This is a genomic window from Clostridium sp. UBA5712 (assembly GCF_002419845.1).
GTDB classification, from domain to species: domain Bacteria; phylum Bacillota; class Clostridia; order Clostridiales; family Clostridiaceae; genus Clostridium_J; species Clostridium_J sulfidigenes.
This window is the reverse complement of the sequence record NZ_DIGW01000015.1, coordinates 111698-134190: the sequence shown is the minus strand read 5'-3', so window position 1 is coordinate 134190 and position 22493 is coordinate 111698. Positions and strand designations below refer to the sequence as shown.

Annotated in this window: 28 protein-coding genes and 1 pseudogene; 2 read left to right on the top strand and 27 right to left on the bottom strand. The window is 30.6% G+C overall.

The features are described from left to right. Positions 1-4 precede the first annotated feature (4 nt). The 8 genes and pseudogenes from B3B03_RS13230 to B3B03_RS13195 form a co-directional block, all read right to left on the bottom strand. Positions 5-1183 carry a Ger(x)C family spore germination protein gene (locus B3B03_RS13230; protein ID WP_346846987.1) on the bottom strand — a complete coding sequence of 393 codons (1179 nt, stop codon included), beginning with the start codon at positions 1181-1183 and terminating at the stop codon, positions 5-7. Next, on the bottom strand, positions 1173-2273 hold the full coding sequence (locus B3B03_RS13225; RefSeq protein ID WP_346877566.1) for a GerAB/ArcD/ProY family transporter: 1101 nt from the start codon (positions 2271-2273) through the stop codon (positions 1173-1175). The genes B3B03_RS13230 and B3B03_RS13225 overlap by 11 nt, the downstream gene beginning before the upstream one ends. A 28-nt stretch (positions 2274-2301) precedes the next feature. After that, a complete protein-coding gene (locus B3B03_RS13220) occupies positions 2302-3786 on the bottom strand; it encodes a spore germination protein (RefSeq protein ID WP_346877565.1) in 1485 nt (494 codons plus the stop codon). Between the two features lie 64 nt (positions 3787-3850). After that, complete coding sequence (locus tag B3B03_RS13215) at positions 3851-4051, bottom strand: CLC_0170 family protein (protein ID WP_346877564.1); 201 nt, start codon at positions 4049-4051, stop codon at positions 3851-3853. 232 nt (positions 4052-4283) lie between these two features. Beyond that, positions 4284-5126: a 4-(cytidine 5'-diphospho)-2-C-methyl-D-erythritol kinase gene (ispE, locus tag B3B03_RS13210; RefSeq protein WP_346877563.1), complete on the bottom strand. Its 843-nt coding sequence runs from the start codon at positions 5124-5126 to the stop codon at positions 4284-4286. 176 nt (positions 5127-5302) lie between these two features. Then, positions 5303-6865 (bottom strand): DUF3794 and LysM peptidoglycan-binding domain-containing protein, encoded by a 1563-nt coding sequence (locus B3B03_RS13205; RefSeq protein ID WP_346846982.1) that lies wholly within the window; start codon positions 6863-6865, stop codon positions 5303-5305. 310 nt (positions 6866-7175) lie between these two features. Then, positions 7176-7412, bottom strand: a complete 237-nt coding sequence (locus B3B03_RS13200; RefSeq protein WP_035134339.1) for a Veg family protein — start codon at positions 7410-7412, stop codon at positions 7176-7178. Positions 7413-8070: 658 nt separating this feature from the next. Beyond that, a pseudogene (locus B3B03_RS13195) lies at positions 8071-8286 on the bottom strand (sporulation peptidase YabG); the annotation flags it as partial. On the opposite strand from B3B03_RS13195, the gene B3B03_RS13190 reads away from it, so the two are divergent. Both B3B03_RS13190 and B3B03_RS13185 read left to right on the top strand, forming a co-directional pair. Next, positions 8242-8751: a helix-turn-helix transcriptional regulator gene (locus B3B03_RS13190; protein ID WP_346877562.1), complete on the top strand. Its 510-nt coding sequence runs from the start codon at positions 8242-8244 to the stop codon at positions 8749-8751. The pseudogene B3B03_RS13195 and the gene B3B03_RS13190 sit on opposite strands and share 45 nt — an antisense overlap. A gap of 435 nt (positions 8752-9186) precedes the next feature. Next, positions 9187-9786 (top strand): hypothetical protein, encoded by a 600-nt coding sequence (locus B3B03_RS13185; protein ID WP_346874138.1) that lies wholly within the window; start codon positions 9187-9189, stop codon positions 9784-9786. Between the two features lie 150 nt (positions 9787-9936). On the opposite strand, the gene B3B03_RS13180 is transcribed toward B3B03_RS13185, so the two are convergent. The 19 genes from B3B03_RS13180 to B3B03_RS13090 form a co-directional block, all read right to left on the bottom strand. Beyond that, entirely contained in the window at positions 9937-10935 is a 999-nt protein-coding gene (locus B3B03_RS13180) for a hypothetical protein (RefSeq protein WP_346874139.1), read from the bottom strand. Between the two features lie 105 nt (positions 10936-11040). Continuing rightward, positions 11041-11271 carry a BhlA/UviB family holin-like peptide gene (locus tag B3B03_RS13175; RefSeq protein WP_346877561.1) on the bottom strand — a complete coding sequence of 77 codons (231 nt, stop codon included), beginning with the start codon at positions 11269-11271 and terminating at the stop codon, positions 11041-11043. 18 nt (positions 11272-11289) lie between these two features. Further along, positions 11290-11811 carry a sigma-70 family RNA polymerase sigma factor gene (locus B3B03_RS13170; RefSeq protein ID WP_346877560.1) on the bottom strand — a complete coding sequence of 174 codons (522 nt, stop codon included), beginning with the start codon at positions 11809-11811 and terminating at the stop codon, positions 11290-11292. Between the two features lie 277 nt (positions 11812-12088). Further along, entirely contained in the window at positions 12089-13084 is a 996-nt protein-coding gene (locus tag B3B03_RS13165; RefSeq protein ID WP_346877559.1) for an N-acetylmuramoyl-L-alanine amidase, read from the bottom strand. A 60-nt stretch (positions 13085-13144) separates the two neighbouring features. Beyond that, positions 13145-13561 carry a phage holin family protein gene (locus tag B3B03_RS13160; RefSeq protein ID WP_346877558.1) on the bottom strand — a complete coding sequence of 139 codons (417 nt, stop codon included), beginning with the start codon at positions 13559-13561 and terminating at the stop codon, positions 13145-13147. A gap of 86 nt (positions 13562-13647) precedes the next feature. Then, positions 13648-13794 (bottom strand): hypothetical protein, encoded by a 147-nt coding sequence (locus B3B03_RS13155; protein ID WP_346877557.1) that lies wholly within the window; start codon positions 13792-13794, stop codon positions 13648-13650. Continuing rightward, positions 13795-14058: a hypothetical protein gene (locus tag B3B03_RS13150; protein ID WP_346877556.1), complete on the bottom strand. Its 264-nt coding sequence runs from the start codon at positions 14056-14058 to the stop codon at positions 13795-13797. It lies immediately after the preceding gene. A 10-nt stretch (positions 14059-14068) separates the two neighbouring features. Further along, entirely contained in the window at positions 14069-14467 is a 399-nt protein-coding gene (locus B3B03_RS13145) for a hypothetical protein (protein ID WP_346877555.1), read from the bottom strand. Between the two features lie 15 nt (positions 14468-14482). Then, entirely contained in the window at positions 14483-15958 is a 1476-nt protein-coding gene (locus B3B03_RS13140; protein WP_346877554.1) for a Gp37-like protein, read from the bottom strand. Continuing rightward, on the bottom strand, positions 15937-16557 hold the full coding sequence (locus B3B03_RS13135) for a hypothetical protein (protein ID WP_346877553.1): 621 nt from the start codon (positions 16555-16557) through the stop codon (positions 15937-15939). Before B3B03_RS13135 ends, B3B03_RS13140 begins: the two co-directional genes overlap by 22 nt. Positions 16558-16568: 11 nt before the next feature. After that, entirely contained in the window at positions 16569-17426 is an 858-nt protein-coding gene (locus B3B03_RS13130) for a phage tail family protein (RefSeq protein ID WP_346877552.1), read from the bottom strand. An 11-nt stretch (positions 17427-17437) separates the two neighbouring features. After that, a complete protein-coding gene (locus tag B3B03_RS13125) occupies positions 17438-19591 on the bottom strand; it encodes a phage tail protein (protein WP_346877551.1) in 2154 nt (717 codons plus the stop codon). 4 nt (positions 19592-19595) lie between these two features. After that, positions 19596-19940, bottom strand: a complete 345-nt coding sequence (locus B3B03_RS13120) for a hypothetical protein (protein WP_346877550.1) — start codon at positions 19938-19940, stop codon at positions 19596-19598. After that, positions 19898-20230 (bottom strand): hypothetical protein, encoded by a 333-nt coding sequence (locus tag B3B03_RS13115; protein WP_346877549.1) that lies wholly within the window; start codon positions 20228-20230, stop codon positions 19898-19900. The genes B3B03_RS13120 and B3B03_RS13115 overlap by 43 nt, the downstream gene beginning before the upstream one ends. 42 nt (positions 20231-20272) lie before the next feature. Continuing rightward, positions 20273-21109 (bottom strand): chitobiase/beta-hexosaminidase C-terminal domain-containing protein, encoded by an 837-nt coding sequence (locus tag B3B03_RS13110; protein WP_346877548.1) that lies wholly within the window; start codon positions 21107-21109, stop codon positions 20273-20275. Between the two features lie 4 nt (positions 21110-21113). Next, on the bottom strand, positions 21114-21482 hold the full coding sequence (locus B3B03_RS13105; protein WP_346877547.1) for a hypothetical protein: 369 nt from the start codon (positions 21480-21482) through the stop codon (positions 21114-21116). Further along, on the bottom strand, positions 21472-21918 hold the full coding sequence (locus B3B03_RS13100; protein ID WP_346877546.1) for a hypothetical protein: 447 nt from the start codon (positions 21916-21918) through the stop codon (positions 21472-21474). The genes B3B03_RS13105 and B3B03_RS13100 overlap by 11 nt, the downstream gene beginning before the upstream one ends. Then, positions 21905-22216 carry a phage head closure protein gene (locus B3B03_RS13095; RefSeq protein WP_346877545.1) on the bottom strand — a complete coding sequence of 104 codons (312 nt, stop codon included), beginning with the start codon at positions 22214-22216 and terminating at the stop codon, positions 21905-21907. Before B3B03_RS13095 ends, B3B03_RS13100 begins: the two co-directional genes overlap by 14 nt. 4 nt (positions 22217-22220) lie before the next feature. Continuing rightward, positions 22221-22493, bottom strand: a complete 273-nt coding sequence (locus B3B03_RS13090; protein ID WP_346877544.1) for a hypothetical protein — start codon at positions 22491-22493, stop codon at positions 22221-22223.

Sequence of the window (22493 nt, the reverse complement as noted above, 5' to 3'; positions counted from 1 at the left end):
ATATTTAATTTGATAACCCTATATTTCTTATATCATTGTTTACTTCAATAGATATTTCTGCATTTTCAAGAGCCTGTGGCCAGTTATCTTTTACTTCATTCCAAATTCCTTTATGAAACCTTCTTATATCACTTCCAATATCTAATACATCTACCTTTAAATTATTTCTAGTAAAATCTATAAGCTCTTGGAAGTCCTTTTTCATAGACTCATTAAATTGTTGTTCAATCTCCTTTATAACCTCACTATCTAAAGATTCAGCTTTAGAATAATACCCCTTTAAAGTACCTTCTGTATCAATGGTGTACTTAAGCTTTAATTTATTATCTTTATAATCTATATGTAAATCTCTATCTACATTTTTTATATAGTAGTCTATATTATGCCCTTCTTTATTTATAGCCTTTCTACAAGAACCAATATCTCCTCTAAGTATTTGAATATCTGTCATCTGATTATTATCTAAATAATCCTTTATGGTAAAATCTTTTATAACAGCCATACCTGTAAGCTGTATATCTTTTTCATTTTCAAGGGAAAAGACTGGTAACGCACTGGAATTGTAAGATTTAACCATGTCTATATATTTTGTTAAATTTACAGGTGCTACTGTCCCATTTTTACTACTGTTACCCATAAGACTAGTAATATAATTATCAATATTTTCTTCAGTTACAGGCTTAACTTCTACATAATCCTTGGCCTTTCCTTTAACTATAGTCATCATAATTGTTCTATTTAAACTTGGTTCTCTTTCAATATAATCCATTACTTCTTGTAAAACTTCAGGATACTTAAATAAGTCTTCACTTAAAAGTAATAGTTTACTATGTCCAAAGTGAAGAGTTCTACTACTCTTTGCAAGAGCTTTAAAGTATGTATCCGTCATTGAATACCCTTCTACCGTTATAGAAAGTTCTGAAGCAGTACCCTTTTTAGAATCCATATTTCTAATGTCTGGAAATCCATAAGTAACTCTTAATGTATTATTTTTTTCAATACTCTCTTCTGATGTATTCTCCTTAGAATTTATTATTTCACTCCTAGCTTTAATATCTTCACCTACATCTATTGCTATGGTAGATACAAAGGCTTTTCTATCAATCTCTACACTATCCCAACATCCAGTAAGAAGTAAAGATATCATCATTATAGGAATAAGTTTTATTATCTTATTCTTCACTTTGCATCCTCCTTTTCTTTATATAGCTTAATAATAGAGTTATTCCTATCACAACTATAATTGTTGTAATAAAACCAATTCTTAAATAGCCAAACTTAAAATTTCTTACTTCTATAATACTTTTAGGTATCATAGCTGCTAAATATACTATAGGAACATATATCATAGATGACGTTCTAATATCATCTAAATTAAGACTCTCTTTTAATATGGAAGAAGCAAAGTAATATATATTAGCAAAGGATGTAAAATAGAATATTACCCACAAGGACATAACTAAACCATCCCATTTTTCCAAAAATCCACTTCTTGAACTTATAGATTGTAGCATTGTTATGGTTGGGAATATACTTTCAGCAGTTTGTACTGATGATAAAGTAGCAGACACTAAGATAAATATTATCACATAGAACAGACCTACAAAAAGACTACTTCTTCTCAAAATAGGACCAATCTTTCCTTTTTCTCTTACATAGGGTATCAAAATAAAAGCAATAGAAAAGCCATTAAATAGAAATAGCATTTCAAAACTAGATATAAAGTAGTTTTGAATAGGCGAAGCACCTATTGGTAAAAGATTTTTAAAGTTTGCTTCAGGTAAAGTTAACAATAAAATTATTGCTAAAGGTAAAAACATAACCCAGAAGGCTATTTCATTAAAATGTACCACATTAACAAGGCCTCCACGACTTAAATACATTCCTATAAATATAAATGTTATTATTATTACTTCAGTAGGTGTGTTAACTAAAAGATACATGGTTATAACCTCAGAAAATACCCTAAGAGAAAATGCTAAAACAATTATTATCACCAATGAATATATTAAAGATATTATTGTTCCTAAAACCCCTCCATAGGTATCTTTTAATATAGGTGTAATATCCTTATATTTATTTATTTTAACTATTTCATATATACAAAAAAGAATTAAACAAATTGCAATTCCTGCTATTATTGCAGATATCCAACTATCCGCTCCTACATATTTAGCTACAATAGCGGGAGCATAAAAAACACCTACCCCTATCATGGATACTGATAAGCTAGCAAAGAGTGCAAATTCTTCAATAAATCCTTTATTTTTCATATTTCAACCTCCCAGCTATGGTAACACCTTATTTAGTACCACCTTGTCTTTTAGTTTTCTGTCTCACTTCATCTCGTGGCTTTAAGAAATGTGGCCTATCCTTAAAGACTTTAAGCGGCATTCTTACATATAGATCCTTTAAATCACTCCAAATTAAATCTACTGCTGGAGCAAGGTAAGGTATTCCAAAACTTTTTATTCTCGTTAAATGAATTATTAAGAATATAATACCTAGCATTATTCCATACAAACCAAAAACTGCTGCTAGAATAATAATCATTATTCTAAAATAAGTAAAGGCCGAAGTTACTGTATAGTTAGGTATTAAAAATGTTGTTATTGCTGTAAGTCCTAAAACTATAACCATTATAGGACTAACGAGTCCTGCCTCTACAGCTGATTGACCTATTATAAGTCCTCCAACTATACCAATAGTAGAACCAACTGGTTTCGGTAATTTTATAATAGCTTCAACTAAAAAGGCTAAACTAGCTTCCATGAGTAATACCTCTACATAGGCAGCAAAGGGTACTCCCTCTCTAGATGAAGCTATAGTATATGCTAGTTTTGTAGGAATTAAGTCTGTGTGAAATGTGGTTACAGCTACATACAAAGCGGGTAAAACTAAAGATACCAGTATTCCTACAATTCTGATGAACCTTACCATACTTCCACTTATCCAACTTGTATAGTAATCATCTGGTGATTGAAAGAAATCCACTAACACCGCTGGAACAATTAATGCAAAAGGTGAGCCATCTACAATTATTCCTATTCTTCCTTCATATAAAGCAGCAGCTACCACATCTGGTCTTTCAGTACTTTGCACTTGAGGAAATGGAGTTCTATCATTATCTTCAATAAATTGCTCAACATAACCACTATCTAAAATTGCATCAATATCAATTCTATCTAATCTTTCCTTCAATTCTTCTAATACATCAGTATTTACTATGTCATCTATGTATACTATAGCCATATCGGTTTTAGATCTAACACCACATTGTCTTCCCTCAATTTTAAGGCCTACATCCCTAATTCTTCTTCTAAGAAGTGCTGTATTAAACCTAATAGTTTCTGTAAAACCTTCTCTAGATCCACGTATTACAGTTTCTCCTGAGGGTTCACCAACTCCACGATTAGGCCAAGCTCTATTAGCTACCACTAATGCTCCTTGTAGGTTATCTATTAAAACTAAACTTTCACCTGATAATATTGCAGTAATTCCATCACTTAACTTATTAACTTCTCTCATATCAGATATAGCTATAATTCGATCTTTTATCTCCTTAGAATCAGTTACATTTCCACTCATCTTCATCATAGGTTCAAGTAAAAAATCATTTAATAATTCCTTATCTGCCATACCATCTATATATATGACTCCACAAAGAATGTCTCCAAACTTAAATTCCCTAAATACCATGTCGGATGTATCTTTAAATAATTTCTTAAGATAATCCATATTCTCTCTTGTGCTATTAGAAATATGTTCACGAATTTGATCCTTCATATAGATATCTCCTTCCCTTCAGTGCCACAAAATTAAAAATCTAATTTCTTCTGTATCTATTATTTTAGATAACGATTCCTCTCAGAATAAACATTCCAACCACAACTAACATCATAGCTATCCCAATTATTAAACTTTGTTTTTTAGCTTTTTGCTTATCCTCTCTTGAAAAATACCTTACATCGCTACCTACCATCATATACCCAGATACTAATATTAGTATTACTAGGTATATATCAAATCTTTCAATTAAAAGTCTCATCATAAATTATCATCCTTCAAATTTATATTTTAATTTATCAGCTATCTGGAACCTTAACAATTTCCTGCAAACCTAGTTTTACCTTAATATAAAGTTTATATTCATAAACAGAATTCTTTGCATAAACCTTTAACCTTCTTAAAATCTAATTTAACGAAAAAAATAAGAGTGCAATTCTCCTTGAATCACGCTCTTATCTCTAATTATATTATGGCTATTATTTTCTAAAGAAATTCTAGATGGTTCTTGTAACAAAAACCTCTTTATACTGTTCCAGTAAGCTATCCGCACACTGATTTGCTTTATTAATGTCATTAAAAAAGCCAAAAACAGTAGGTCCACTTCCACTCATCATTGCTCCTAGTGCGCCTTCTTTGCACATAAAGTCCTTTATAACCTCAATTTCCTTATGATCCTTTATTGTTACAAGCTCTAGTAAATTCATCATATTATCAGCTACATATTTAACATCATCCCTAGCCATAGCTTTTATAACACCTTCCACATTAGGATGAACCTTTACCTCATTAAGCTTAAAACCCTTATAAGTATCCACTGTAGATACCCCAAAGTTGGGCTTAACAACTACCATTAGTTTATCTTTAAAATCCTTAAGAGGAGTTATAACTTCTCCAATCCCTTCACAAAGAGCCGTTCCCCCTTCTATACAATATGGTACATCTGCTCCTAGTTTAACTCCAAGTAATCTAAGCTCTTCATTACTAACATTAGGTTTATATATATCCCTCATAGCTCTTAAAGCTGCTGCTGCATCAGTACTTCCTCCTGCCATGCCAGCTTCTACAGGAATATTCTTTTCAATATGAACTTCCATCTCTCTTTTTATGCCATAGGTATCACAAAATAACTCTATTGCTTTATACACAAGGTTTTTATTATCTGTAGGGACAAACTCCTTATTACTTGTAATATGTATTCCTTCTGCTCCTTTATTAAAAGTTAATTCATCATATATATTAACAGTTTGCATAATCATCCTTAAAAGATGATATCCATCTTCTCTTTTCCCAATAATATCAAGGACTATATTTACTTTACCATAAGCTTTTACCTTCATCTATTCATACACCTCACTACAAATGAGAATAATCCTTTTTACTCTTTACGTCAAGAACTCTGTTTATAAGTGTGATACTCAGCTTATCAAAATAAAATGCCATGAAGTATAGAGCTAATACTACCCTTCATGGCATTTCTACTTAATAAATATTAAATATATCTAATTTAAAATCTTTAAACTGTAGCTCTTCCTGGTATAATTAATTTCTGAGATGGCTTAACTTCTTCCCCTTCAGCTAATTCATTAATATTCATAATTTCATCAACTGTAGTCAAGTATTTCTTAGCTATGCTCCAAAGAGTATCCTCTGGCTGAACTACATATATTATTATACTTGCTTTTTTCTCTGGAACTTCGCCATCATTAATTGCCATGTTAACAACAAATTTATTTTTAATATTGTAATATGCCTTACAATGAACTTTAACAATGGCTCTAATAGATACATTTCCAGCTTCTAAACTTCCCTCTATCATCTCTAGAGATATATTAGCATTTGCTTGCATATTTGGATTTGTTCCAGCTATATCAACCTTGCAACTAAAAGGAATCTCATCCTCTACAGTAACTAAATACTGCTCTTCATCCTCAGTTGAATATAGCACATCAACCTTTAATAATCCTTCAATTTCTATCTTATCATTTTTAATATTTTTGTCAGTAATAGATACATTTCCTGTAGTCATTATAACTTTAATTGGTTTTAAATCATCATTCTTTACGTCAATATCTCCTTTAACCAAACTTTCAGTATATCCATGACCTTGTATCACATTAATATTATTTTCTTTAATATCCATGTTTAATAGTTTTGTAGGGCAATATACATCTTGTATAACTTCTACTTCTTCTTTATACATTACATGAGTAATAGCTTTAACTACAAATTCTACATCAATTACTCTGTTTTCACCCATATCATCTTGTCTAACATCATATTCAAAGGATTGAACTTCAAATTCAGTGAAGTATTCCATATTTGGTTTTAACTCATCAACGGTAACTTCTTTATATAAAGGTACACTTTCTGAAACACAGAACAAATCTCTTCCATTCTTGCCTTTATATAATATAGCTACATTAGCCATAGCCTCTATCTTGAGTCCACCATCATATATTCTTACATCCTTCTTACCAATAGTAACGTCATATTTTATAACCTTTAGACACTCATTTTTATCCATGTCGATTTTAACTTCTGCTTTTCCAACTAATTCAGTTTCTATAGGTTCCATAACCTTATCTACAGTCATAGGATTCTTTAAAAACTGAATATCCTTTCCTTCATGTACATCTTTAACTATCTCAAAGGAATTTATATTATATCCATTGCACTTGCATATAATAAATCCTTGAATAGCTATCTTTCTTTCATTAATAATAACACAATCCATATGTTCAATGTTTAGCTCTATATCGCAATACATATTTGATTGGGCACCAATCATGTCAATAGACTCAAAAATGTTACCATTATATACTACTGAATGAGCTTCAGTAGCTCCTCCATCTTTAGCCATATAAAGGATAGTATACTGAAGTTGCCCCTCTAAATTTACCTTATCAGTTCCAACCTCTTTATTTGTTATCATAGGCTTTACATCTAACATTAGTATATTATCCACATCTGGTAGCGTATCAGGTATAACATATTCTTCCTTTATGAACATCTTTGTGTCATTTTCAGCTATTGATTGCTCATATTCTATATAGTCTTTTATCAAATCCAAATCCATAACTTTCCCTCCTAAAATACCTACTAATAATGTATATATGAGAATGTTATGAAATATAACTACTTATATTAAATTTTCTTAAAAGAATAATTATTTATCCGATGACTACCAGCTCTAATACTCCCATCTTTTTCAAAGCTGGAGTAAAGAGCTGCTATGTCCCTGGATAACGATTTCCCCTAAAGGACAACGAATTCTAAATATCAAAAATACTGATACTAAGAATTCTGTTAGTAAAGCTTCGAAGAAGCTAAGAACTCTGTTTATACGCAAAATAAAAGAGGCATTCTTAAAAGAACACCTCTTCATTTTACCCTGCAAACACTAGCTGAACAGTTTTTGTTAGTACATCACTATAGCTATAACTAACAGTACGTTGCACATTATTATCAAGTCTAATTGTAAATATACTGTCATATGTTTTTTCCAAAACACCATCATTTACTACTACTTTACGTCTTCCTCCATTTGCCTTCAATGTCACTTTTTCGCCAACATGACTTTCGATATCTTTTTTTATCGTAGTCAATACATTTCCCATCTTCACAGTAGACACCCTCTTTCTAATATTTCCATAAAGGCTTCCAACTTTATTATAGCAGTTACCTCTCCTTATGTCAAGCAAACTAAATATTTTACAACATTTTAATAATACTTGTCAATGTTAAATATTCGTTAAATTTTTATGTATTATTTTGTTTTTTTAATCCTATGTCATTTATTTAGCTATAATGGCCAGAAACCAACTTGACATTATTATGTGTAGAATTTTTTAGAATATTCACATATAACTATATAAATCTATATTTTTAGATAAAAATGTATGGGAGTTTTAAAAAAATCTGTGGTATATATTAAAACTATGCACTTTGCACTATTAAACCATACTGGATGTACCACAAAGAGCACCTAGAAACTTGATGTGACCCTTATAATTAAGTGTTTTATATTTTATAAATTTGTCCTGTTTTTATCAGCATTTTCTTAAATGTATCTTCATATATAAATATTTATATATGAAAATAGGTATATATAAACCTATATAACTTTATACCTATATACCTATATACCTATTTAACTTCATAACTATTTGCCTATATAACTATATAAATAGTTAACTATTTGTTCTGTTCATGCGGGTTTCAGAGTTTTCACCCTATACATACTATAGTTAAAATTGTATAAATCACAGCTCATTTTTCATTTCACTTTACATACTGAGATTTAGGATATCCTTCTCTGTATTTACCTCTTGTTTGTAATCCTCCTACCCCTTTAATACCTGTAATTGTATTTTTAATTACATCTTCAATATTTACTATATCTTCGATATTTGTGTAAGCTACCTTCTCACAAATTAATACTGGATCTAAACAATGGATGAGGACCCTACTGGGGGAAGATGCAAAGTTAGCGCCTGCACACTATATGAAAATGATACATGGAAAACTATTTTTAAACCTTGTACTTACAATATATATAAATGTTTATACAATAGTCTTCCAGAAGAAACATTTGCAGAAAAAATGTTGAAACTAAGAAAAGTAAACAATTTAGAAAGATTAGAACTTGCAAAGATTTTAGATCTTCATCTAGATACTGTCCTAAAATGGGAAGTTGATGAAATAGAGCCAAAACCTAAAAATGTTAAAAATATATGTGATAAATTCAATCTTTCTTTATCTTACTTTGGAGATTATTACTTTACTTATTATAATAGTCCTGGTGAAAAAATAAGACAATGGAAAGATAAAAACAATTATACTTATACTCAATGCAGTAATATATTAAACATATCTTACTCTTGCTTTGGAAGATTACTTAGTGGGAAAAATAATCTTTCATATTATATGTATATAAAACTAAAAGAAGTAGGAGCCTTATAATTAAATTAGGCTCCTACTTCTTTAATATTTTTAAATCTATTTTCAATCCTTAAATGTCTAGGTGAAATTCTCTTTGGACTTAGTCTATTTATATAATCTCACACTGTAATTATAGAGATTAACTCTAACTTATCTAATTATGTAGCTATTTTACCATTTCTATATATTCATTAATAATTATTCTCTATTTATCAGCGAACATTTCACGTATGCCTTGTAAATATACTCGTAATAGTTTTATTTAAATATATAAATATATATCATTACATAAACAAAGCAATCTCAATGCTTTAGTAACTTATGAAATTTCATCCTAATATTTATAATTCCTATTTATATACTTAAATGTTTTTAAAAAAAAATATATAGTAATAATTATGGTAAAATGATTATTGTAGAACATTTATTATAGTTATTGTAAAGGAGTAAAAATTTATGAATGAAGAAAAAATTTTATTTAAATGTGCATTATCAAATATAACTACTAAAGAATTAAATAAAGTTGTATCACGTATAAGAAAAAAATTCTTTAATTTTTTGAAAAAAGCATGGGTTTCAATTATAATTTTAATGGTTATATTTTATATTTGGGATTTAGTTTATAATTGGGATTTTTTTTTGATTGAAGCTATTGGCATTATTCTTTCAGATAAGCTATTCATTTTACCAGTTATTTTATTAACACTTTTGATATGGTATCAGCAACATATAATTATTTGGCTTAAACTTAGAATATTTCATATGCAAATAAAAAACATTAAAAATCCTGATCCATATATTTACTTTTATCAATCATTTTATGAAACTTCATTTTTTAATCCAAAAACAAAATGTTATGATAAAGTAAGAATGAATTACTCTGATATATCAGATTTTTATGCTTATGAAAATATGTATATTATCCATATACCTAAGCCTAAATCTTTAGGAAACCTCATATTTATACAAAAGGATTCTTTTATTATAGGAACAGAGCAAGAATTTATAAAATTCATTAATTCTAAAATAGCTAGCAATCACATAGAGAGTAAATAACTTTTTCATCTAAATAGATTTTTATTAATAATTAAAAAACATAATTAAAAGAACTGTAAAACATTATAGATTTACAGTTCTTTTGTTATTAATAATTTAGGATACTATTAAGCTTTCACTATTTCTAATTTAAATACAACTACTGTATATTTAAATTGAACCACCATACATGGATAGTCTTCCTCGTGATAAAACTAATGAAATTCCGTAGGCTATTGCGACAAGTATTGCCAAAGTCCCAGCACATTGAATTCTAGCAATTTTATTGCTAGTGTAGCTTGTTACAACTGGTATAGTTACCCTTGCAAGAGCATATTCATATGGTCGCATATTAGTCATAGATATTCTTAATGATTGATAAACTTTAACTCCTCCCCCAATATCAGCAAGAGCTTCCATCTCAATTGTCATACTAGTAGGTGTAGTTGTAACTGATACCTTGACATTTTTATCAATATTAGCAGTTGCAGTAACTGAATTGAATGTTGCAGATAAATTACCTACTGATAACTTACCATCCAATGATACTCCTGCATTTAATAATTTACTTCTTACTGTAGTTGCTAACGCATTAGGAACACTTATATCTACAGTTGAACCGCCAAGATGACTTTTAAAACTAACTTTTGCTTGTAATGTTGTCGGTGGCGTAGTACTAAGAAGTGCAATACTTTGCCACGCATCAAATCCACCGAAAGAAATTCCCAAACCATTAAACAATCCATAATTTCCAGCACGTGCTAAAATTTCTGCATTAGTAAGAGCATTAGAAATTATTTCTACTTGAATACCTTCTATTGGTTGTCCATATATTCCAGCATAATCTGAAGTTCCAGTTACCCATGGAAGCCATCTCCCACCGACGTAAGCTCTATACCTAACATTATATCCTGATAAACTAACAAGTTGCATTTGTAGTCCATCTACATTCTTACCTAAAACGCCTGCGTAGTCAGTTCTATTAGTTACCCATGGTAACCATGATCCTCCTTGAGTATGTGTTCTGTATTGAATAGTCCCCCTACTTAAGCTGGCATATACACCTTGAATTGGTTGTCCATATATTCCAGCATAATCATTTAAGTTAGTTACATTAGGTAACCATCTTCCTCCTGTATATACTTGATATGTCACATTAATATCAGCCATAATTAAATACCCTCTTTCTTCTTTATTTTTGAACTTAATCGATTAAGTAATTACACTTATAAAAGAGTATAATTAATTTAATTTGTAAACCTAATTTAAAAATTTTTATTTATTTTTCATTACATATTGCTTTATATCTTCTACATCTTTCTTTACTTCATCTACTATCTCTAGCTTATCAGTAAGTTGTGATATTATATTTTGATAATTATTTTCTCTTTCTTCTTGTTTTTGATCTCTTTTTTCTTGGGCTTTTAATATATAAAATAATAAAAATATACTAAGTACCGCCCAAATTCCTTGTGATACTGCTTGTGTTAAAATCTCCTTTTCCATTGCTAACATAAATCTCCTTTAATTTAAATATTCTTTTATATTATTAATAGCTCGTCTATGTGTTTTGCTTATAGCTTGTCTACTTATATTTAAAGCCTTTGCTATTTCAATATCTGTAAAATTTTCATAATACTTTTTTACCAATATATATTTTTGCTTCTGACTTATAACTTTATTAATTACAAGTTCATCTAATAAAATTTTGTATTCAACATCTACATACTCATTTAATGTAATAGATATATTATCATTAATCTCGCATTCATTAGGTAAAATTGATTTGTTTAATTTATAACATTCTCTTCTTAGTGATGTTGATATATATTTGACTAATGCTCCTTCTGATAAGTTAATAATCTTATATAATTTAATTGAATAAATTAAATTTATAAAAAATATAGTTAGGTCAGTTTTGGCACAATCATATCCTAATTTGTAGGCTAGGCTATTTATTATTGGTTCAAACTTAATCAATAGAGTCTCCATACTATCCTTATCAAAATTTTTAGCTTCTTCTATTAATAGTAAAATAGAATTCATAAATATTTCCCCCTTAAAATTTTAGTAAATATAAGTAAAGAGACTTAATTCCCCAAAATAAGCAACTATCGTAACCCTTTTTTTTTAATATATGGTTAATTTGTCATATTTACTATTTCTAGTAGGAAATATGTATTTCATTTTTAATGTTTAAAATTGTAATACAAATGATTTAAAAGTCATTACTATAAAAAATAGCAGTATTATACTAAAAATTAGTGTGCAAAATTATGCAAAAAAATAAGGAGAGCAAGTTTTATCTCACTCTCTTTTTAATCTACTTCTTAATTACCTGTACTTGTATTCCTTCTATTGCCTTTCCATATAATCCAGCATAGTCTTGTAAGTCTAATACCCAAGGTAACCATCTACCACCTACGTAAGTTCTATACTTAACACTGTAGCCTGATAAGCCTATTGGCTCCATTTGTAATCCATCTATATTAGTTCCTAAAATACCAGCATAGTCTTGTCTATCTGTTACCCATGGAAGCCATCTGTTATTTATGTGAACTCTGTATCTTATTTTCCCTTTGCTTAAATTAGCATATACTCCTTGTACATCTTTACCATATAGTCCAGCATAATCTTGTAAGTTTACTACATCAGGTAGCCATCTTCCATTAGAGTATACTTGGTAAGTAACATCTATTGTATCCTTACTAGGTTTAGAAGTCTCTGGAGCTGGGACTTGTTTAGGTTTATTTATGGTGTTAGTATCTCCTTTATATGTTATACCTAAATATCTCAATATACCTTTAGCAACAGCTACACCATAGGCTCTTTGTTTTTCTACAGTATCTTTAAATTCCTTATCCGCAGAATCAAGGAAAACTCCTTCAAGTATTATTGCTGTCATTTTGGTATCTCTAATAAATGCAAAATAATCTTTACCCCCATATCCAACTTTTGTTTTGCATCCCCTAGAGTTTTGACCTAACTTAACAACTTCTTCTTCTATGAACTTACATAACTTTAGTCCCTCAGCATCACCTATACTATAATAAGCTTCAAACCCATCTCCTCCACCTGCATTATTATGAAAGTCAACTGCAATAACTGCTCCGGATGCATTTGCTTCTCTAACTTCTTCATCAATTGGATCAGCTTCATCTTTATATCTAGACATTGGATTTTTAACCCCATGAGCAACTAAAACCTCATTACAAGCTATTGCTTCAACTAAATTCATATCGTCTTCTCTTAACCCATTTGCTACAGCTCCATTATCATTACCACCATGTCCAACTCCACTAAAAACTATTTTACTCATAACATATTCCTCCTTAAAATTTTTAAAAATAAAAGAGTAGGATCACTCCCACTCTGTAAACTAATTATTTAATTCTTTCTTTTCTCCATCCTTAAGCTGTGCTAATGCATCCTTTATTTTTTCTGGTATAGGCAATCCAAGTCCAGCACAATTCTCTAATAAACTAATCCCCTCATTGGCAATGTAGAAATAACATACAAGAGTACGAAAAACCCAGGTACCCGTATTAATCAATCTATCTAGCATTACTGCAACTATGAGAACTACAAATATAAGTCCCTTTCTAGCTATCCCCATTAACCCAACATCACTAGACACTTCTTTATTAATCCATGCTCTTAACAAGCCTGTTCCATAATCCAGTACCATAAATACTATTAATACTACTAATGCCTTATCCCAACTTCCTAATAGCCATGTTATCCCTGTCCCTAGTGCCATAACTATTACTTTAATGTAGTTTAATATTTTTTCCATATTACACCTTCCTTTTTTCCTTTTTAATATAAAAAGAGACTAGATTTCTCTAATCTCTTAAGATCTATTTAGTTCGTAATATAATTCTATTGTTCTGGAACTTGCTCCATTGCGGTTATCTCTTCATACTCAACCTGGTTTATTTGATTTTTTACAACTCTAGCCTGTAAATACTCTTCATCTGCTTTTCTCATAATCCACATATTTTTTAAAAAATTATAAAAAGGATTCATCTATATCACTCCCATCATTAATGCCTCAAGAGCTGTAAGTCTTGCTTCTAAAGTTGGTACTTCTACAATAGGTATTGGTACTATCTCTTCAAATATTTCTTCAAAAGTTGCTCCATTTATATTTTTAATTTTATAATGTTTACCCTGCTCTAAATATTGAATATACATATTGGATATCTCTTCATTTATTCTTCTATCGCCCTTATAGAGTTGTTCATTTTCTAAAACCATAAAAGCACCATCATTTAATAATTTAATAAACATATTATACCCCCTATATTACTATTGCCCATAATAATCTACCTGATGCCCCCTGAAAAGTTGATGAACTAACAGCAAGAGTTATAGCTGATGCATTATAATATATAGATGCATCATTACTAGGTATATTATTATATACATTATTCGCTTTTGTAACATAACCACCAATTACAAAACAACTACCTCTACTAGAACCTTCTGGATAAGGTATAGTTGTATTAAGTGAATCTGTGGCTGTTGTAATGTTCACCCAACTAAATCTATACTTAACATACTGTCTTAATTCAGCCAATTGCGACTCAACTGTTTTACCATCATTACAGAATACCTGTGCTGCTTTAGTCTTAAAATGTATCTCATCAAAGTCTGTTCCATTGTCTATTTTATAAATAGCATTTTTTATTGTTCCCATCTTTCCACTCTCCTTTTACATAAGTTGTATCCATACTCGACCATTAATTTGTCCTGTAGGCTGAACTGCAGAAGTTATTATTTGAGTTCCATCTTTTCCTGGAGGACCTTGTGGCCCTGTTGCACCCACATCTCCTTTTATTCCCTGAGGACCTTGTGCTCCTGTAGCTCCAGTATCTCCTTTTACTCCTTGAATTCCCTGAATACCTTGGTCTCCTTTTTCTCCTTTAAGTCCTTGAACTCCTTGGTCTCCCTTTGGTCCTTGAATGCCCTGAGGACCTCTTAATTCTGTGTAAATATAACTACCTTCATCTTCTCTTTTTACTCCAAGACTTGTACCATTCCATAGATAATTAATACTGTATCCTTGGGGACCTCGCTCTCCTTTTGGACCATCTGCTCCTTGTACTCCTTCTTGAAGGGGAGTATCTGTCATTTGCTTTATTTTCTCACCTGCTAATGGGATTGATACACCAAAAGTCGGTTCAATTTTAAATCCACTTGACTCATATATTTCTTTAACTTCTGTTACTCTATTATTAATCTTAAAGTTATATTTTTTACTTACTGTTGTAACTATATCTCCTAAATCCCAATCTCTTTTATAATCTTTTGTATTAACTTCACATTCAAAACTTTGTATAGATACATTTTCAGCTAACTTTAACTTTCCCCTATCAGCAAGGCTTACTCCTTCTGTAATATCCCTGGCATCAATAAAGGTTTCTCTCCTATCAAATCCAGTAAGTTCATTGCTAATAACCTCAATTTGCCTATTAGCTCCCTCACCTTGACCTGCAACATACCCAACGTTCTTATATCCTATATTAGACTCTATATAATTTTGATTAATTATATTGTCATATTCAATTGAAAATATTGCTGGTGGATTAATCTTTTGGTTATATGACAAATCTCTTCCTGATAAAACTTTGAATAATAATCTTTTGTTTTTATAATCTAGAAAAATAGCAAATCCTAAGCCACTAGTCTTAGAAAGCTTAGTCAATTCATCTGATAAAGTTTTATATCTTGTTTGAAATTGAAGTATTTCACCTTTACCTTGTGATTGTTCAACTTGCAAATATGGAATTTTTCTTTTTATATCAATAGGATCTACTGCATTTGATTTTACTAAAGATATCATTATATCTTCCACACTAGTGTTAAATTCATGATATGCATATCCAACTGGAGGAACTGTAATTCTTTGAGTAAGCCAATATGACAATGAAAATCCTTTAATTGTAATATCTTCTTTATTCTCTTCCTTAATTTCTATATGCTCTATAACACCAGTTCTATATCCATCTTTATTAAGCATTATGATATTACCTTTTTTTATTAAACTAATATCTACCTCAGACATATGAAACTCAAATTCACCATAGTTTTGCCATTTTCGGATATAAAAAAGGGAAGTATAGCTATCTATCTCCCCTAAAAAGTTTAAACTTTTATCAAATATTCTTATACTAACGTTTGTATCCATATTGAACCACTCACACTCCCTACAGGAGTTCCATTTTGAATATATATGTTCCTCCATCCTTTTGCTTGTTGTGAATTAAACCATCTATCAAATTCTTCTGTAAGTCCTTTAATCATATCATTAAATTCTGTAAGATTTTTAGGTCTTATACTGCCACAAAACTCTTGTCTATATCTTTCATCAGTTATAGTAATAGCTCCTGTAGTAGTAATTTTGACTTGGGCTAATGATATTTCATAACTTAAATTATCACGTTGTAAAGTTGGTGCTAATGGTTTACTTCCTGCCACACCACTTTTAAGTTCTATTGATACTTTACCATTACTTATATTAAGTCTTACTACAACCCTATCTATCCTATCATAATTATTATCTTTTATAATATTTATACTCTTGGTGCTATCATTATAAAGATAGAATCCTTTAACAATAGCAAATCCGGGAGCAATTTTAAGCACCCCTATTTCTTGTGTTACACCTAAGGTCATGTTGTTACTATTATCAATACTTACTCCACTTTCATAAATATTATCAAAGTACCTATTAAATTCTTCTTGTCCATATTCCTGGTCTCCATTAAAGAATCCACTATACTCCAAGTTATCACCTCCTATACACCTACATATCTATTCCTATATCTAATCTCAACACTTTGAGGATCTAAATTATTTTCTGTAGTATACTCAATCATATTATCTCCAACCTGTAATTGAAAGAAGGTTGAATCTAGATCTATATAATTAAATGCATTATCTCGAACTCCATTACGTTCAATTTCAACTTTTTTATTACCGAATTCTGTTGTAATAAATAGAGTATCATCTGAGGTTAAAGTCCTCTCAACTTTTATAAATTCTCCTGTTCTATTATTTATAACAGAAGGATTTACTGCAGGTCCTTTAAATATAATTTCTATAGGAGTTTCTATATGTCCATTATTATATATATTTTTTTTAGACTCTCCCTTTTGTTTAAATTTAAAGAGAAGTTTAAATTTAAACTTCCAACCTCCAATCCATGTTGAAATGATTTCTCCCTCTTCTATTAGGTCCTTCAAATATGGATTATATGCTAATAGTGTTATTTCTCCCTCACAATATTTCTTATTGCCAATCATAGGCATAACAGGAGTACCATCTGGAGTACATTTTATTTGTCTTTCTATATTTGCATAGGAGTAAATAAGCTTTCCTTCACCCAACTTAGGATTAAACACTCTATTAACCTTTTCTCTTATATTAAGTAGTTCATTATTAGAACTTGCTATTAATAAAAATTTAATTGGTATTTCTCTTACTTTTAAAGTACTACTCTTATACATCTCTCCATCTTGATTTACTCCCTTATAGGTTATATGTTCAGCAGTTAAATCACTTAATCCACCAATTTCCTTAAGTAAAAAAGGCTTAGATATCGAAAACTCTACACTTTCATCATTAGCATTTATAAATTTTACTACTTGACCCATGCCTTAACCTCCTAAGCCATTTCTAAAGCTAATCTTTTCTGACTATTTTTAAATTGTCTTGCTAATTCACTTGGACTTTCAGTTTTAGAATAGATATTTATTTCTTGATATACATCTTTACTATTTCCCTCTTCCTTGACAATACTTCTTATGTTTTCATACATACTATCAAGCGGTACTACCGCCTCTGGATTAGAGCCTTTCCCATTGAATCTATCACCTACACCTATTCCTCCTGGTAAAACAGTAGGCTCATTGAATATACCACCTTTGTAATACCAATCCACACCAAGTTTAGGCAACCCTTGTTTTAACCATGTCTTAGGATCTAATGAACCTGTTATTTTAAAGTGTGGTAACTTAAAGAACGATTTTATACTACTCCATACATTTCCTATTGCATTGGCTGCCTTTTTAAATGGAGAACTTATTGCATCTACTATCCCACCTACTTTTTCTAATATCCATTCAATAGGTGTCCATAGAATAGCTTTAAGGCCTCCCCATATGCCCTTTAGAATACCTTTTATTCCATCCCATATTTTAGACCAGTTTCCTGAGAAAACTCCTCCAATGAAAGTAATTATTCCATCAAGAATAGGCTTTAATGTAGTATTCCATAGAGTTCCTATAAATTTAAATGCTACTTTGACTACTTCTGCCACGATATTAAATACAAATTTAAATACTGGCAATAATACATTTTGTAAAAATGCTCCTATAGCTTGCAACACAGGCTTTAGTATGTTTTGCCATAATAAACTCAATGTATCACAAAGGCCTTTAAATATATCTGCCAATATCGGAAATACAGTCTTGAATACCTCTGCTACCTTTTTAACTATTTCCATAAGGAAATTGAATACTGGTTTTCCTATACTTCCCCATATTACAGCTATATAATCCATTAGAATTAAAAACATAGTTTTAAGCCCCTCAAAGATAGGGCCTAAGTTGGTTATAACAGTTTCTATAATTGATTGAATTGCTCCAAATATGCCTTTCATAAAGTCCATTAATTCTAAAAGGGAGTTACCTACTGTTGAATCTCTCCACTCAAAAGCAGCTCTGAACGCTTCTCCAATACCTTCTCCATTTTTAATTCTGTTTATGATCTCATGAATTGCTGACATTATCATTCCTATCTCATTAAAGATAGGTAAATCCCCTATAGGTCCTGTTATAACTTCTATCATTGATTTAAAGGCTTGACCATAATCATCAAAAGATTCCATAGATGAATTAAATGTTTCTTTCATTTGAACTACTTTATCTATTATCCATCCAAACTTATCATTTAAAAAACTTGCTTGAATAGCAGCACCTTTCATAAATAAGGATACAAAGAGTTCTATACCTTTAAAAAATCCTCCTAAAACTGCTTGTATGATTGGCATCTTTGATAAAATCCAGTCCGCAAAACTTTGTATTAGTGGCATAACTTTAACTCCAATTTGAGTTGTTATCATGCTAAAAGATGCTTTTACATCATCTATAGTATCACCAAGAACTACACCTGCATTAACTGCATCATCACCAAGTACAAGACCAAGCTCATGAGCTCTCTTTCTTAAATCTTCAATGCCTTGTGCTCCATTGTTAAGCATTGGCATCATCTCAACTCCAGCTTTACCAAAGAGTTTAGTTGCTAATCTAGCCTTCTCAGTACCATTCTCCATATTAGCTAAAGCCATTATAGCTTCATTCATCATAACCTCTTGGTCTTTTAACTTCCCATTTCCATCATTCCATGATAGGCCTAGTTTATCAAAAGCCTCTGTTGCAGTTTTGCTTCCTCCTGCTGCTGCATCCATCTGCCCAACTAGAGTTTTAACTCCCACTTGCAGCTTTTCAACATCCATTCCATTCTGACCTAAAATGTAATCCCACTCTTGAAAACCTTGCTTTGATATACCTATCTTATTACTAAGCTTATCAATTCTATCTGTAACTTCTGCTGACTTCATTGCCATTCCAAAAAGAGCTGTTCCTCCTGCTACTGCAGCACCAGCAATTGCAGCTCCCCATTTTGCAGCTGTGCCTACACCTTTTAAAAACTTGCCTCCTAACCCTTCTGCCTTTTCATCAGTTTTAGAAATACTTTTATTAGCTTCATCATTATTAACAAGTATAGAGCCCATAAGCTTAAAGATTTCTATTGCCACATTATTAACCTCCTTCCTCTAAAGTTAGTTCTATAATGCCTTTTACCTTATCTTCTATCTGCTCCTTGGTTAACTTCTCACTCTCCCCTGTATTTGAACTTGAACCTCTGCTTTTACTCTTGTATTCTTCAAAGCTTATAAAGGTTTCTTGATCCATTAGTCTATAATCAACTAACCATTGCTGCCATAGTTTTTCTTCTGCATCTTTTTCATAAGCTTTAGATATTAACTCGTAACCTTCTTCAAATTTTAAATTTAATATATAATCTATATTGCTATACCTCTTTAATAAAAGCTCCTCAGTCTCTACCTTATCAACTGTGAAGCTTTGTTGAAAAAAAGTTTCCATTTATCTATACTTGCGACTTCCATAATTTTTTCTGATAAATCAAAAATATCCATAGCGGCAACTTCTTCAACTTTAATTTCTAATGGGCCTGATAGAAATTCATACACTTTATTCTCAGTTTTTTCATCTGTGCATTTACCAAGCACAGTAAAGAACATTTCATATCCAATTGAATTTAAATCAGTTTTCCCATCAACTTTATCTGCAATTTTTTTAAATTCATCTTTAAGATCTAATGACATTATTAATCTAGACATAGCAAATATGTCTTTTGCTTGTAAATTTCTCATAATTAATACCTCCAAATATTAAAATAAGAGGGTAAAACCCTCTTAAACTGTTTCTATTATATAAGTTTCTGTTAATGTTGAACTATCTGGCATACCTTCTTTAAATGCCTTAGCCTTTAATATTGTATTCTTATCTATTGTTATTGAAGTGGAATAAGCAGTATCACTTATAGTTGGTTCAAATCCATTAGTAGTATATCTTATAGTTGCATCTGCTGTAGTTGTTGTAAGAGTTACGGATTTACTTCCTGTATAAGTTCCACCTTTAACATTCGCTACTGGAGTAGCAACAGTTTTCTTCTTAGGGTAATATATCCTATATGGTGGTGTATCCAGGTCATCTTCTGTATAGTGTCCATATACTGTTATCCCTAGCACAGCCTCTTTTTTATCTTCCGTTTTTATATTTAATCCATCTGTACTAAGAGCATTAAACACTTGTATTATTACTGGAATGTCTGAACCAGTTATTGTTCCAATATAAGTTAAATTATCAAGATAATCTTCATCTTTTATTTCACTTCTACCTGAGATAATATAGTACTCTCCGTTTGTAATATCATCTATATCTGCAGCTCCAAGAGCTAGTTTAAGGCTTTCAGGAGTTGTTTCTAATAGGTTCATAGTTTGACTTACTTCCCAACTATCTATTAATTCTAATCCTTGGGCCTTACCAGCAACCCCATCAACTTCTATTTGTCTAACTGTTGCTACTGCTTTAAATTCTCCACCTCCCTGAGTTGCTCCGATTAACTTTCTAGCTACTCTAGCACTCTCATAAGTATCTACTCCAACATAGAAATTTTTAAAGAAGGCTCCTGAACCTGTTAATAAATTTTCTTTTGTCTGTTTACTAAATCCACTTTTAACTTTTCCCATAATATTACTCCTTTCCGTAATATCTTATTTCAAAGCTCTCATTTATTCTTTGAATTGTCTTATCTTCATCATCAATCCACTTTCTATCTTCATTAGAGTATAAAGTGATTGAATGATTTTCATTTGTTAAAGTATACTTATCCAGTAACTCTTCTACTTTATCTACCATAGTTTCAATGTTCCTGGTACTATCGTTTATATCTCTATCCCAGAAATCAATCTCTAAGACCTTAGCTCCGTAGACATCTTTAATTGAATACACAATATATGGGTATGCATCTTTTTGTTTAGCTCGTCTATAAAATACTCTTTCATGTGCTTGTGATAGAATATCTTTGATATCCTTACGTAGTTCTATAGTCTTACTCACCATCAGCACCTCCCTCATATTCATCCTCTTCAATCATTGATAAGGCACTAGCTTCATCTTCCAGTGAACTTAAATACTTTGATTCTATTGAAACTATTTCTGCAATACTCTCGTTTACTGTCTTCTGTAATAATCCATATCTCTGTGATTTACTACTACCTAGCTCCTGAAAGCCTCCATAGAAAGCGTTAGGTTTAATTCCTACTTGTAAGTCACACTCATTTCTCCTTACCCAATACTGAGTATACCTTCCTACATTACCTTTTTTCCTTTTAAACAAGCCATAGTAACCACTCCTAAATTTGTTACAAATAAACTTACCTACATCTCTTAATGCTGCTCTTGTAAGCTCCTCTATAGTATATTGAACTCTATCAACGTTACTTATATACTCAATATTTCCTTTTTTAATTTTAACTACTGACTTAGGAACTGGCATTATTAACAGCTCCTATACAAGTTAATTCTATATTTCCATCTAATCTATCATAGGTCCTTAGTATTCTATACGTTTTATTACCATATTTCACCGATTCTTCCCCTCTATATTCAAAGGCTCTTATTATAAATGTAAACTCAGGTTTTAATCCATTTGCCTGAGCTTGATAAAATTCACTTTGCTTTATGGAAGAAATATCTGCTAATACTTTTCTTTCTATTGGCGTTGAAATTATATCACCAATATCATCTACATTGTTTACATAGGTAATTAGATGTATTGGATTAATAAACTGCATATATTCACCCCCTACATATTTGCATTGCAAGCATATTAAAAGCTGGAGAAAACTTAGTATCTCCAGCCTTATTATTTAATAAATCATTTACACCTGTAGCAATGCAAGCTATTAATTCCTCACTATAATATGAGCCATCTGTAGGCAACTTTGCTCCACCTTTAACAAGATATAATTTTACTGCTTTGCTTTTTAATAATATACCTTTAGTTACCTCTTCATCATCCGTAGTAATACCTAAATAAAGTTTTACATCTTCTACAAGCTTCTCATCCAT